We start from the raw sequence: 12,843 nt of genomic DNA, 5'->3' as shown, positions 1-12,843 counted from the left end.
TTTTAATCATTTTTAACTTTAGTTCAGAAGAAATCCCCTAATCCCGATCTTATGCAGTTAAGCCATAACGATGAAGATAATTTCTCACTTGCCCGCTTCGAATCTATGCTGAAAACCAATGATGTTCTCTTCTTTGATTCCAATGAATTCGAAAATATTATCCATCATTATCTTGAAAACGGAAAATTTTCGCTTGCCAAAAAAGCGGTGAAAATGGGCCTTACCCAACATCCTACTTCTGTAAACCTTAGACTATTTAAGGTTGAAATTCTCGTTTTTGAAGATAAGTTAGATCTGGCAGATGGGATCCTTAACGAATTGAAAGAACTGGAGTCTTCAAATGAAGAAATTTACATTCAAAAGGCCCAGATCTATTCTAAACGCGATATGCATCATGAAGCTATTAAAATGCTGGAGGCCGCTTTGGAAATCACCCTGGAAGATGCAGAAATTTTCTCGCTGATCGGGATGGAATACCTTTTCCTCGAAGATTTCGAGAATGCGAAGTATAGTTTTATGAAGTGCCTGGAAGCCGATGAAGAAGATTATTCGGCACTTTACAATATTATGTACTGCTTTGATTTTCTTGATCAGAAACAGGAAGCTATCGAATACCTGAATATGTACCTCGATAAACATCCTTATTGTGAAGTTGCGTGGCACCAGGTAGGAAAACAGTATTTTGATCTTAAACAGTATAATAAGGCTCTCGCTGCTTTCGATTTTGCGATTATCAGCGATGACCATTTTGTTGGAGCTTACCTTGAAAAAGGTAAAGTACTTGAAAAGCTGAAACGCTATAACGAGGCCATCGAGAACTACAATATTACTCTCGAGCTAGAAGATCCTTCTTCTTTTGCTTACCTGCGAATAGGAAAATGTTTCGAAAAACTTGGATGCGACGATCTTGCACTTAAGAATTACAAGGAAACCGTGAAAGAAGATCCTTTATTGGATAAGGGATGGATCGCTATAACCGATTTTTACCTTCGTAAACTCAATTACCAAAAAGCGCTTTATTACATCAATAAAGCTCTCAATATTGATGAAGACAATGTGTTGTACTGGAAGCGGTACGCGAAGATCAACAACCGCCTGAACTTCTTTGAAGAAGCTGAATATGGCTACAAAAAAAGTCTCGAGCTGGGCAATTATGAGCTGGAAACCTGGATTAAAAGATGTGATATTCTAACCAGTCTGGGTGAATATGACACCGCGATTTCCTGTATGCTGCAGGCATTGGAATTTTATCCGGATACCGCAGAGATCGAATACCGACTTGCCGGGCTCTTTTTCTCGGCCAATAAAGGTGAAAAAGGTTATTTCCATCTTAAAAACGCCCTGAAGATAGACGCGGAATATTATATCATTATCGAGGAACTTTTTCCGAAGATCTTTAGCCGAAAAAGCGTAAAGCAAATTATAAATTCTTTCGTAAACCTCTCTTAGTTATTTTGCTACCTTTGGGCAGATTGACAAAAAAAGAGGATGCAACGTAATTTACTTGATTATTTCAAGATCACCCTCAAGGGAATGGCAATGGGAGCTGCCGATGTCGTTCCCGGTGTCTCGGGTGGAACGATAGCTTTTATTTCAGGAATTTATGAAGAATTGATCGCCACCATTGGAGGCGTTAAAATCGAACTTTTTTCTACCTGGAAAAACGAAGGATTCAAATCGATGTGGAAAGAGCTAAACGGCAATTTCATCATCGCCCTTTTCGCCGGTATTCTTGTTAGTATTTTCACCCTGATGCGCCTTGCGAATTACCTGTTAGAAAATCATCCAGTTTTAATCTGGTCTTTTTTCTTCGGGCTGGTACTTTCAAGTATCTGGTTTGTGGCCAAACAAATCCCAAAATGGAATTTTAAGATCGTTCTGGCATTAATTCTCGGCGCTGCTCTTGCTTATTATATTGTGAGCCTTCCACCCATGCATACCAGTTCCAGCTACCTTTTCATTTTCTTTTCCGGTGCTCTGGCCATCTGTGCCATGATACTTCCGGGAATTTCCGGTGCTTTTATACTTGTACTTTTAGGAGCTTATAAATCTATTACCGAAGCTGTTCATGATTTTGATTTCAAAACCATCGCTTCCTTTGGAATAGGCGCAGTTATTGGCTTGCTTTCCTTCTCAAGATTACTGAAATGGCTCTTTGAACATTACGGCAATATCACCCTTGCTGCCTTAACCGGATTTATTGCCGGTTCACTTCCAAAAATTTGGCCATGGAAGGAAGTCCTTGAATCGGCTACTTTTGGAGAAAAGAAAGTGGTGCTCAAAGAAGCTACCGTATTACCCTGGAATTTTGAAGGCGATCCTCAAACTTTATGGGCCATCTTGCTAATGATTGCAGGATTCCTCTTAATTCTTATCTTAGAATCGGTTGCCACTTTAAACTCAGATTCTGCTAATGCAGCAAACTAGAACTTTAACCGATAAGCTTCTCCTTTTTTTAAAAGGATTAGGCATGGGTGCCGCCAATAAAGTTCCCGGAGTCTCGGGAGGGGTCGTCGCTTTTGTCGCGGGGTTCTATGAAGAATTTATCTATTCCCTTCAAAAAATCAACCTAAAGGCTTTTAAATTGCTGATCTCGGGAAGGTTTAGAAGTCTTTACCGATACCTTAACGGAAAATTCCTTGGGTTATTAATCCTGGGTATGCTGGTGAGCTATTTCAGTGTTTCCAAACTTCTGGATTACCTGCTCGTACATTATGAATTATACGTTTGGTCAGCTTTCTTTGGTATGATCATCGGCTCGATCTATTACATCAGTAAAGATTTTGACGAATGGGACCGGAACTCGGTTATTTTCGCCTTAATAGGAGTTGTTGTTGGTATAGGTATCAGTTTTCTGGAACCGGCAAAAGAAAATGACAATTTATGGTTCGTATTTTTCTGTGGAATGATAAGCGTTTCAGGAATGACACTCCCCGGATTATCGGGTTCATTTATTCTTATTTTGCTGGGAAATTATGTGCTGCTACTGGTAGATTCTGTCAATGCATTATTTGATACTATCGCCAGTATCATCGCTCTTGATTTCTCGTTTGTCAGTGACCCCGAACGTTTAAATATGTTGCAGGTTTTGATAGTTTTCGCAGCCGGTTCCCTGGCGGGACTGGTAATTCTTTCCCATTTGCTGGGTTATGTCCTGAAAACTCATAAAAAAGAGACTTTTGCAACCATCATCGGTTTTATTACCGGATCACTGGGAGTAGTGTGGCCCTGGAAAGAAAAAATTTATAAGATGAACCAGGCCGGTGAAATTCTAATCGACCGCGAAGGGCATAAAATTATTGATAATTACGACCGTTACTGGCCAGATTTTAGCCTTTCAGAGACCTGGCTGGCAATATTTTTTATTTTTGTAGGTATATTTATTGTTCTGGGCCTGGCCTGGTACGAAAAGAAAAAATCTACAAAATGAAGCTATACGGACTTATTGGAAGGAATATTGATTACTCTTTTTCTCGTAAATATTTTTCGGAAAAATTCAACAATGAAAATATTGATGCAAAATACCGAAATTTCGATCTTGAAGATATTTCACAATTGACTGACATTATCAAGGAAGAAGAAATTGCAGGCCTGAATGTAACTATTCCGTACAAGCGGGACGTCATGCTCTATTTAGACAGGCTTGATGAAAATGCCAAAGAGATTGGGGCTGTTAATACCATAAAATTTGAGGAAAATGGAAAGCTTGCAGGTTATAACACCGATCATTTTGGATTCCGTAAATCCATAGAACCTTTCCTGAAAAAGCATCATCAAAAAGCACTGATTTTGGGTACCGGAGGCGCCTCAAAAGCCGTAGCCTTCGCGTTAAAATCCATGGAAATTGAATTTAAATTTGTTTCCCGTGAACCCCGTGAAGATCAATTTTCATATACCGATCTGAATAAAAATCTTCTGGAGGAATACTCGGTGATCATTAACACCACTCCACTCGGCACCTTTCCTAATATCCAGGAATCGCCTGATGTTCCTGTTGAATTTTTAGGAAAAAAGCACCTGGTGTACGATCTCATCTACAATCCTGCAGAGACTGCAATTATGAAAATGGCCATCAAACAGGGTGCAACCGCCGTGAATGGCCTGCGTATGCTGCAGTTACAGGCTGAAAAAGCATGGGAAATCTGGAATTCCTGATTTTCAGTCTTCCATTTCCTTCTGATTCATAAATAAAACCAATCGCTTGTCCATTTTTAGGGGAGTTGTTATCTTTCAGCTTTAAAAGATTACACGACGAACCCTAACATTGAAAGATATGTCTCAACAAGAAAAAGAAAATAGTAAAAAGGATCTTTCCGCAGAGGAAGTGAATAAAACCGGCCCGGAAAAGGAGATGACCGAAAACTCTGCGAAAGAAAATGAGAAGAAGGCGGAAGATTCAGTTGAGAATCAGGATACTGCTAAAAAAGATTCTGCAAAAAAAGACGATAGCGACCATGAAGATGCGATGCTGAAGGAATCGGCTTCAGGCAAAGAAACCTCTGAACAAAAAGCAAAGGAAAAAGCCAATCCTGAAGAGGAAGATCCATATCACGATATTGATGAAAAAGAAGAGGTTGAAGACCCGTTTTTCAAAAAGCCGGAGATAAAAGAGGAAGCACTGGAAAAAGAAGATCTTCCCAGCGAGAAAAGTCCTAAGGAAGAAGCTGTTGAAGATACAGAGCACGAAGACGCAATGATTGATGAAGCTGCTTCCCAAAAAAAGAAAAAAGCAAAAGAAGCAGAAAAAGATCATGATGATGAGGAGGAAGATGAAGATGATCTTGACAGCGATATAGGTCATGCAGTTGTTGAGGAGAATAAAAAATCTTCAGGCAGCCATGAAGAAGATATGGAGCGTTCGGTAGCCGAAGACAGTGAAGACGAAAGTACCAGCGAACGCCATAATATTGAAAAGAAAGATTATCATTCTATGAGCAAAGAGGCGCTAACCGATGAACTGGAGCGTCTTCTGAAAAAAGAAAAAGTTCAGGCAATCAAAGAACATGTTGCCGAAATTCGCGCTGAATTCAACGCGAAATTCGATGAGGAAATGGAAGAGAAAAAAGAAGATTTTCTTGCCGATGGCGGAAATATCATCGACTTCCACTACTCCACTCCTTTGAAAAAGCGTTTTAATTCGCTTTATTTCGATTATAAGGAAAAAAGGAATAATTACTATCGCCGACTTAAAAAGGATCTTAACGAAAACCTTCACCGGCGTTTAGAGATCATCGAAGAACTCAAAGGTTTGATCGATGTTGAAGAAAACATCAATACCACTTACAATCATTTCAAGGAAATTCAGGAAAAATGGCGAACTGCCGGTCCTATTCCCCGCACCGAATACAATAACGTCTGGAACACGTATCACCACCATGTAGAAAATTTCTATGATTTTCTGCACCTCAACCGTGAGTTCAGGGATATGGATTTCAAACATAACCTTGAACAGAAATTAAAAGTGATTGATCGCGCCGAGGAACTTCTCCAGGAGTCTGATGTCAACCGCGCTTTTCGCGAGTTACAGATGCTTCATAAAATGTGGAAGGAAGAACTTGGTCCCGTAGCCAGGGAATACCGGGAAGTGATTTGGGATCGTTTCAGCACAGCGACCAAGAAGATACACGATAAAAGGCAGGAATATTTCAGTCATCTTGATGAACAGTATGAGAAAAACTGGGAACACAAGCAGGAGATCATTGAAAAAATAAAAGCTATTGCAGAAGAAGATTTTGATTCTCATAGCAAATGGCAACAAAAGATCAGGGAAATAGAAGCTTTGCGGGAAGAGTTTTTCAAGGCCGGAAAAGTTCCGCGAAATAAAAATCAGGAAACCTGGAATGCCTTTAAGGAAAATGTACGGCGCTTCAACCGCAAGAAAAATGCGTTTTATAAAAATCTGAAAAAGCAACAGTACGATAATCTTGAGAAAAAGAAAGAGCTTATACAAATAGCGCAGGATAACAAAGACAGTGATGACTTTAAAACCGTCACTCCCCTGATGAAAAAGATCCAGGCAGAATGGAAAAAGGTCGGGCATGTTCCGCGCAAAGACAGTGATAAGATATGGAAAGAGTTCAAACAGGCCTGTAATCACTACTTCGACAGGCTTCATGCGCAACGCAATGAAGATAACAAGGAAGAACTGGAAGCTTTTGACAAGAAAAAAGAGATTCTTGATAACTTAAAAAATATTGAACTTACCGGTAATAAAAAGGAAGATCTGGCCAAAATAAAGGAACAGATCAATGCCTGGAAAGAAACAGGAAAAGTTCCCTATAACAAGCGATTTATAGAAGGTAAATTCAACAAAGCACTGGATCAGTTATTTGGTAAGATGGATATTGACAATACAAAAGCCGAAATGCTGAAATATGAGAACAAGGTGCAGGCTCTGGATAATGCCGATGACGAAAACAAAATCAGGAACGAGCATTACTTTTTAACCAAGAAAATTGAAGAAACCAAAGCTGAAATAAGGCAACTTGAAAACAATCTTCAGTTTTTCTCTAATGTTGAAGATAAGAATCCGCTGGTGCAGGAAGTTCATAAGAACATTGCCAATCATAAGGCCGATCTAAAGGTTTGGGAAGAAAAACTTCGCAAGATCAAATCGCTTTATTAATAATTGAATATGCTTTGCAGTTTATGCAATGCCGGTACCCGTAAATTTGAAATTTTTCAGAAACGGGAATTTCTGCAATGTACAAACTGCAAAGCCATTCTTCTACACTTCAAAAATTACCTCTCTCCCGAAACTGAGAAAGCCCGTTATAAACTGCATGAAAACGATGTGGAAGATGAAGGCTATATCCGTTTTGTACAACCTCTGGTAGAAAGAATAATCCAGGATTTCCCGAACACTTCCCGAGGTCTTGATTTTGGCTGTGGAACCGGTCCAGTTGCCACAACCGAATTAAAGAAACAGGGATTTGAGATAAGCCTTTACGATCCCTATTTTATGCCTGATCCACAGGTATTGAAAAGCAAATATGATTTTATTTTCTGTTCAGAGGTGATGGAACATTTTCATAAACCAGCCTCCGAATTTGCTTTACTGAAATCGCTTCTGAAAGATCAGGGGAAAATTTACTGCAAGACCTCATTATGGAACGAAAACATCGATTTTGAGACCTGGTATTATAAGAACGATCCCACTCACGTGATTTTTTACCACTCCGAAAGTCTGCACTGGATCAAAGAGAAATTCCGGTTTCGGAAACTCGAAATTTTACCGAATTTAATTGTTTTCGAAAATTAAAGTTTTTTAGCTTCATTCCAGAAAACATCCATTTCAGCAAGGCTCATATCCTTCAAATGCTTTTTATTTTCCCTGGCTTTCTTCTCGAGGTACTGAAAACGTTTAATAAATTTTTTATTGGTCCGCTCAAGAGCATTCTCGGGATTAACTTTCAGAAACCTGGCGTAATTGACCATTGAGAACAAAACATCGCCAAATTCAGCTTCAATTTCATCCCGATTGTCGCTGTTGATCTCATGCTGCAGTTCCGCAAGTTCTTCTTTTAATTTTTCAAAGACCTGCTGCGGTTCTTCCCAATCAAATCCTACCCCGGCTACTTTATCCTGAATTCTGTTCGCTTTTACCACTGCCGGCAGCGACCGGGGCACGCCTTCCAGAACGCTTTTTTTACCCTCTTTTAATTTCAGATTTTCCCAGTTTTTTTTGACATCTTCTTCATTTTCAACTTCCACATCACCGTAAATATGAGGATGCCGGTCAATAAGCTTATCACAAATGCTATTTGCCACATCGGCTATATCAAAATGATTGGTTTCACTTCCTATTTTTGCATAGAAAACGAGGTGAAGTAACACATCGCCAAGCTCTTTTTTAATTTCTTCCATATCCTTGTCGAGGATAGCGTCTCCAAGCTCATAGGTTTCTTCAATGGTCAGGTGGCGAAGAGATTCCATAGTTTGTTTGCGGTCCCACGGACATTGCTCCCGAAGTTCGTCCATTATCGTCAATAAGCGATCAAAAGCCTTCAGCTGTTCTTTTCTGGAATTCATAGAGATTAGAATTTTGGTAAAAATAGAATTTAGAATCCTGAATACCTCGATACAGCCAACAAAAAAACTCCCGATTTCTCAAGGAGCTTCTTGGATGGATGATGGGTTTCCCCTCGACTAGCTCGGGACACCTGCCTACCGGCAGGCAGGGGCTTCTCACCCATCCTTTCCACTCCCTACGTAGATTTAAGGTACAAAAAAAGCTCCCGATTTCTCAAGGAGCTTGTTGGGTGGATGATGGGTTTCGAACCCACGACCTCCGGAACCACAATCCGGCGCTCTAACCAGCTGAGCTACAACCACCATTTGATTAGCGGTTGCAAATGTAAGTTATTTGAACAATTTCGCAAAGAAAAAATTTTTTAAATAAGGTCAAAAACCGAATCTACGGCGACATGCCTTTCAAGCGTAAAACCTTCAGCATGATCTGTATTGATAAGCCTTCCCAGGTCACGGGCACGGTAGTTAATGCTTTCCAGGAAGTTACTGCTGGAAATAGGAGTTTCAGGCTCATCGCTATCCTTTTTGAAGAATTGCGATTCGTAAGCTCTTACCGCGTCAAGCTTTTTATCAATATACCCTGAAATATCGATCACCACATCAGGTTTAAGATTTTTCCATTGAATATAATGCAGCACATTTTTTGGCCGCCAGGCCTCCTGTTTTTTACCATCCATAATGGTTTCTATCTTCCTGAGGCCACTCAAAAAGCAGGCATCACTTACCAGTTTTGCGCCCTTTCCATGGTCGATATGACGGTCTTCCACCGCATTGCAGATAACGATCTCCGGTTTATATTTTCTAAGAATTTTAATGATCTCCAGTTGATGGGCAGTATTATTCTCAAAAAAACCATCACTGAATTCCAGGTTGTGGCGCAATACCACACCAAGGATTTCGGCGGCTGCTTTTGCTTCTTTTTCCCGAATTTCAGCCGTTCCCCGTGTTCCCAATTCTCCACGGGTAAGATCTAAAATTCCTACTTTTTTGCCTCTATCTATTTCTTTTGCCAGGGTTCCTGCACAGCTCAGCTCAACATCATCGGGATGTGAACCTACTGCGAGTATATCTAATTTCATTTTCTAATTTTTTAATTTTCCATTGCCTGGGTAAGATCTTCTGCCAGGTCTTCAAATTCCTCAATACCTACTGAAAATCGCATAAGATTATCATTTATTCCCTGCTTTTCCCGCTGCTCGGGAGTTAAAAGTCCATGTGAGGTCTGCGCCGGCAAAAGAATGGTACTTTCCACACCGGCAAGGCTCATGGAAGGCTTTATGAGTTTTAGCTTCTTAAGGAATTCTGAAGCATTAAAATTTTCTTTCAGTTCAAAGGAGAGCATGCCCCCAAATCCGTGCATTTGCTTTTTAGCAATTTCATGACCGGGATGATCTTTCAATCCGGGATAGAAAACTTTCGCCACTTCAGGTCTTGAACTTAAAAATTCTGCCAGTTTCATCGCGTTTTCATTCTGAGCTTTCACGCGAATACCCATCGTTTTAAGACTTCTTTCCAAAAGCCAAACGGTATAATCGCTAAGGCTTCCGCCTAAGTTCTTCGCCATTTGAAAGATCCGATCGATATTTTCTTCAGAAGAAATAACCGTTCCAGCAAGAATGTCACTATGCCCACCCATATATTTTGTAGCCGAATGAATTATTATATCGATACCAAAATCAATAGGATTTTGATTCACAGGGGAAGCAAAAGTATTGTCGATCATACTTACAAGTCCGTGCTTTTTCGCAAGTTTTGCCACGGCTTCCATATCGGTGATCATCAACAGCGGATTGGAAGGAGTTTCAATATAAATAAGCTTAGTATTCTTTTTAATCTCCTTTTCAAGGGATTCAACACTGGCATCTTTGGCGAAAGTATATTCAATACCAAATTTTTTAAATTCCTCGGTCACCAGATTACTGGTTCCTCCATACAGCGCATCCTGAAAAACCACATGATCGCCCATCTTCAAAAAAGCCATTAAACTGGTACTCACAGCGGCCATACCACTTCCGAAGATCAATGAGGCTTCACCATGCTCGAGCGCGGCCATCTTTTTTGCCAGGGCAACCTGGTTGGGAGTATTAAAATATCTTGGATATCGTTTGGTTTCGACCTCTTCAAAGGCATAGGAAGTAGACATGTATAAGGGTGAAACAGCACCTTTAAATTCATTGTCTTTGAGTTCACCAATATGAGTGCATATGGTGTTGATCCCTCTGGGTTTCTTCATAAGTAATATTTGGTTCAAAAAATAGAGGTCTAATTTACTAAGAATACTTTAAACACTTCTATTTTGGATGGCTGAATATCTAAAGGTTTACAGCTGGTAAATTATAGTTAAAGCTCGGGGCTCATTTCAGGAAAAAGTCTTTAATTAAGTAACTTTAGGCAACATTAAAAAATTTGCTATGAAGAACATCAATGCCTATGCGGCCAAAACAAAAGATTCAGATCTTAAACCTTTTAATCTGGACCGGCGGGAAGTTCTTGCCGATGACGTGAAAATTGACATCCTTTATTGCGGCGTGTGCCACAGTGATATTCATACCGTAAGAAACGATTGGGGAAATTCCAAATATCCTGTGGTTCCGGGCCATGAAATTATAGGAAGAGTATCCGAAGTAGGTAAAAATGTTTCCGATTTTAAAGAAGGGGATCTTGTGGGAGTAGGTTGCATGGTAGATTCCTGCCAGGAATGTGCCTCTTGCAAAGATGATCTGGAACAATACTGTGAAAATGGATTTGTTGGCACCTATAACGGTGAGGACAAGCATATGGGCGGACATACCTACGGCGGTTATTCTGAAATGATCGTAGTAGATCAAAAATTCGTGCTTCGAATTCCGGAAAACCTGGACACCAAAGCAGTCGCTCCCCTTCTATGTGCCGGGATTACTACCTGGTCGCCGCTTCGACAGTGGAATGTAAAAAAAGGAGATAAAGTTGGGGTTATCGGCCTTGGAGGCCTTGGCCACATGGGAGTTAAATTTGCTCATGCATTGGGCGCCCATGTGGTAATGATCACCACTTCGCCTTCAAAAGCTGAAGATGCGAAGGAACTGGGTGCCGATGAGGTACTGATCTCAAAAAATGAGGAGGAAATGAAAAAACATGCCGGAAGCTTCGATTTTTTATTGAATACCGTCCCCGTTGGTCATGATACCAATCCATATATCAATCTGCTAAAACGAGACGCGACCATGGTACTGGTAGGAGCTATAGACTCTCTTGGCGTTCACGGTGGCGGCCTGGTGATGGGCAGAAAAAGAATTGCCGGTTCCTTAATTGGTGGGATAAAAGAAACACAAGAAATGCTCGATTTCTGCGGAAAGCATAATATCGTTTCAGATATTGAAATGATCGATATTCAGAATATTAATGAAGCTTATGAGAGAGTGATAAATTCAGATGTGAAATATCGATTCGTCATAGATATGGAGTCTTTGAAAAATTAGATCTTTATGGGAAACCGGCTTCTTTTTCTTAAATAGGAAGCCGGTTCAATTCAAAGCCATCTTTCATCTCCAAAGACTTTTTTATCTTTAGCTCACCTTTCAAAAAAATCAATTTTTAATGAAATTATTGATCACCAACATCAAAGAATTACTACAGGTAAGGGAGAAGCCGGTCAGGAAAGTTTCGGGAGAAGAAATGAAGTTTTTGCCTACGATAAAAAATGCATGGCTCCTTATAGAAGATGATAAAATAGCCGATTTTGGTGCTATGAAAGACATTCCGGAAATGCTGGTAGATAAAGAAATTGATGCTACCGGAAAAATGCTGTTGCCAACCTGGTGCGATTCCCACACTCATATTGTGTACGCCGGAAATCGTGAGCAGGAATTTGCCGACAGGATAAACGGCCTCACTTATGAAGAAATTGCCAGTCGTGGCGGTGGAATTCTCAACAGTGCCAAAACCCTTCAGGAAACTTCAGAAGAAGATCTTTATAAGCAATCGGCGGCAAGGCTGGAAGAAGTTATGAAACTGGGTACCGGGGCCATTGAGATAAAATCGGGCTATGGCCTCACAAAAGAAGCCGAATTGAAAATGCTTCGGGTAATCAAAAAATTAAAGCAGAATTATGAGCTTCCGGTAAAGGCAACTTTTCTGGGAGCGCATGCGATTCCTTCAGAATATAAAAAAGATCCCGAAGCTTATCTTAAACTCGTTATTGAAAAAATACTTCCGGAAGTAGCTGAAGATGGAACAGCCGAGTATATTGATATTTTCTGTGAAAAAGGATATTTCAGCGTGGAAGACACTCAAAAACTCTTAAAAGCAGCCTCGAAATTTGGTTTACGGCCCAAGATCCACGTCAACCAGTTCAATGCGATTGGCGGCGTAAAAGCAGGTGTGGAAAACAACGCATTGAGCGTCGATCATCTTGAAGTAATGAATGAGGAGGATATTGAGATTTTGAAAAATTCTGAAACCATGCCCGTAGCCCTTCCCTCCTGCTCTCTTTTCCTTAGTATTCCTTATACTCCTGCCAGAAGGGTCATAGATGCCGGCCTTCCCCTTGCTCTGGCAACCGATTTCAATCCCGGCAGCACGCCCAGCGGAAATATGAACCTGGTGGTTTCCCTCGCCTGTATTAAAATGAACATGACGCCTGAAGAGGCGATCAACGCTGCGACCATTAACGGTGCTTATGCGATGAACCTCAGCGAGAGTGTTGGCAGTATCACAAAAGGCAAACAGGCAAATTTGATCCTTACAAAAGAAATTCCTTCCTATACTTTTTTACCTTATGCTTTTGGTACAAATTCAATTGAATCGGTTTTTATAAACGGAAAAGAGATCTGA

At 40.4% G+C, this 12,843-nt stretch carries 11 protein-coding genes and 1 tRNA gene; 8 read left to right on the top strand and 4 right to left on the bottom strand.

Features of this window, described 5'->3' with window-relative positions:
- Nucleotides 1–51: 51 nt before the first annotated feature.
- The 6 genes from C7S20_RS12000 (at nucleotide 52) to C7S20_RS11975 (ending at nucleotide 7,261) form a co-directional block, all read left to right on the top strand.
- Nucleotides 52–1,449: a tetratricopeptide repeat protein gene (locus C7S20_RS12000; protein ID WP_107012691.1), complete on the top strand. Its 1,398-nt coding sequence runs from the start codon at nucleotides 52–54 to the stop codon at nucleotides 1,447–1,449.
- Between the two features lie 39 nt (nucleotides 1,450–1,488).
- On the top strand, nucleotides 1,489–2,427 hold the full coding sequence (locus C7S20_RS11995) for a DUF368 domain-containing protein (protein WP_107012690.1): 939 nt from the start codon (nucleotides 1,489–1,491) through the stop codon (nucleotides 2,425–2,427).
- Nucleotides 2,414–3,430 (top strand): DUF368 domain-containing protein, encoded by a 1,017-nt coding sequence (locus C7S20_RS11990; protein WP_107012689.1) that lies wholly within the window; start codon nucleotides 2,414–2,416, stop codon nucleotides 3,428–3,430. Before C7S20_RS11995 ends, C7S20_RS11990 begins: the two co-directional genes overlap by 14 nt.
- Nucleotides 3,427–4,155, top strand: a complete 729-nt coding sequence (locus C7S20_RS11985; protein WP_107012688.1) for a shikimate dehydrogenase family protein — start codon at nucleotides 3,427–3,429, stop codon at nucleotides 4,153–4,155. The genes C7S20_RS11990 and C7S20_RS11985 overlap by 4 nt, the downstream gene beginning before the upstream one ends.
- Before the next feature lie 118 nt (nucleotides 4,156–4,273).
- Complete coding sequence (locus tag C7S20_RS11980; RefSeq protein ID WP_107012687.1) at nucleotides 4,274–6,625, top strand: DUF349 domain-containing protein; 2,352 nt, start codon at nucleotides 4,274–4,276, stop codon at nucleotides 6,623–6,625.
- Between the two features lie 9 nt (nucleotides 6,626–6,634).
- The gene (locus C7S20_RS11975) at nucleotides 6,635–7,261 is read left to right on the top strand and encodes a class I SAM-dependent methyltransferase (protein WP_107012686.1); all 627 of its coding nucleotides are present in this window, start codon (nucleotides 6,635–6,637) and stop codon (nucleotides 7,259–7,261) included.
- Here C7S20_RS11975 and mazG read toward each other — a convergent pair.
- The 4 genes from mazG to C7S20_RS11955 all read right to left on the bottom strand — a co-directional run bounded on the left by mazG (nucleotide 7,258) and on the right by C7S20_RS11955 (nucleotide 10,264).
- Entirely contained in the window at nucleotides 7,258–8,031 is a 774-nt protein-coding gene (gene mazG, locus C7S20_RS11970) for a nucleoside triphosphate pyrophosphohydrolase (protein WP_107012685.1), read from the bottom strand. The genes C7S20_RS11975 and mazG overlap by 4 nt on opposite strands.
- A gap of 229 nt (nucleotides 8,032–8,260) precedes the next feature.
- Nucleotides 8,261–8,334, bottom strand: a tRNA-His gene (locus tag C7S20_RS11965).
- Nucleotides 8,335–8,393: 59 nt separating this feature from the next.
- Nucleotides 8,394–9,110, bottom strand: coding sequence for a bacillithiol biosynthesis deacetylase BshB1 (gene bshB1, locus C7S20_RS11960; RefSeq protein ID WP_107012684.1), 717 nt, complete (start codon nucleotides 9,108–9,110; stop codon nucleotides 8,394–8,396).
- An 11-nt stretch (nucleotides 9,111–9,121) separates the two neighbouring features.
- Nucleotides 9,122–10,264: a trans-sulfuration enzyme family protein gene (locus C7S20_RS11955; RefSeq protein ID WP_107012683.1), complete on the bottom strand. Its 1,143-nt coding sequence runs from the start codon at nucleotides 10,262–10,264 to the stop codon at nucleotides 9,122–9,124.
- 178 nt (nucleotides 10,265–10,442) lie between these two features.
- Between C7S20_RS11955 and C7S20_RS11950 the strand changes: the two genes are divergently transcribed.
- Together C7S20_RS11950 and hutI are read left to right on the top strand one after the other, a co-directional pair.
- Nucleotides 10,443–11,489 (top strand): NAD(P)-dependent alcohol dehydrogenase, encoded by a 1,047-nt coding sequence (locus C7S20_RS11950; protein WP_107012682.1) that lies wholly within the window; start codon nucleotides 10,443–10,445, stop codon nucleotides 11,487–11,489.
- Between the two features lie 118 nt (nucleotides 11,490–11,607).
- Nucleotides 11,608–12,843, top strand: coding sequence for an imidazolonepropionase (gene hutI / locus C7S20_RS11945; protein ID WP_107012681.1), 1,236 nt, complete (start codon nucleotides 11,608–11,610; stop codon nucleotides 12,841–12,843).

The organism is Christiangramia fulva (genome assembly GCF_003024155.1).
GTDB classification, from domain to species: domain Bacteria; phylum Bacteroidota; class Bacteroidia; order Flavobacteriales; family Flavobacteriaceae; genus Christiangramia; species Christiangramia fulva.
The sequence above is the reverse complement of the archived record's forward strand: the minus strand, read 5'-3'. Positions and strand labels throughout refer to the sequence as shown.

Coding starts and splice junctions, on each gene's coding strand:
- C7S20_RS11975 (WP_107012686.1), top strand. CDS start 6,635: ATGCTTTGCAGTTTATGCAATGCCGGTACCCGTAAATTTGAAATTTTT.
- C7S20_RS12000 (WP_107012691.1), top strand. CDS start 52: ATGCAGTTAAGCCATAACGATGAAGATAATTTCTCACTTGCCCGCTTC.
- C7S20_RS11990 (WP_107012689.1), top strand. CDS start 2,414: ATGCAGCAAACTAGAACTTTAACCGATAAGCTTCTCCTTTTTTTAAAA.
- C7S20_RS11950 (WP_107012682.1), top strand. CDS start 10,443: ATGAAGAACATCAATGCCTATGCGGCCAAAACAAAAGATTCAGATCTT.
- bshB1 (WP_107012684.1), bottom strand. CDS start 9,110: ATGAAATTAGATATACTCGCAGTAGGTTCACATCCCGATGATGTTGAG.
- mazG (WP_107012685.1), bottom strand. CDS start 8,031: ATGAATTCCAGAAAAGAACAGCTGAAGGCTTTTGATCGCTTATTGACG.
- C7S20_RS11995 (WP_107012690.1), top strand. CDS start 1,489: ATGCAACGTAATTTACTTGATTATTTCAAGATCACCCTCAAGGGAATG.
- C7S20_RS11980 (WP_107012687.1), top strand. CDS start 4,274: ATGTCTCAACAAGAAAAAGAAAATAGTAAAAAGGATCTTTCCGCAGAG.
- C7S20_RS11955 (WP_107012683.1), bottom strand. CDS start 10,264: ATGAAGAAACCCAGAGGGATCAACACCATATGCACTCATATTGGTGAA.
- hutI (WP_107012681.1), top strand. CDS start 11,608: ATGAAATTATTGATCACCAACATCAAAGAATTACTACAGGTAAGGGAG.
- C7S20_RS11985 (WP_107012688.1), top strand. CDS start 3,427: ATGAAGCTATACGGACTTATTGGAAGGAATATTGATTACTCTTTTTCT.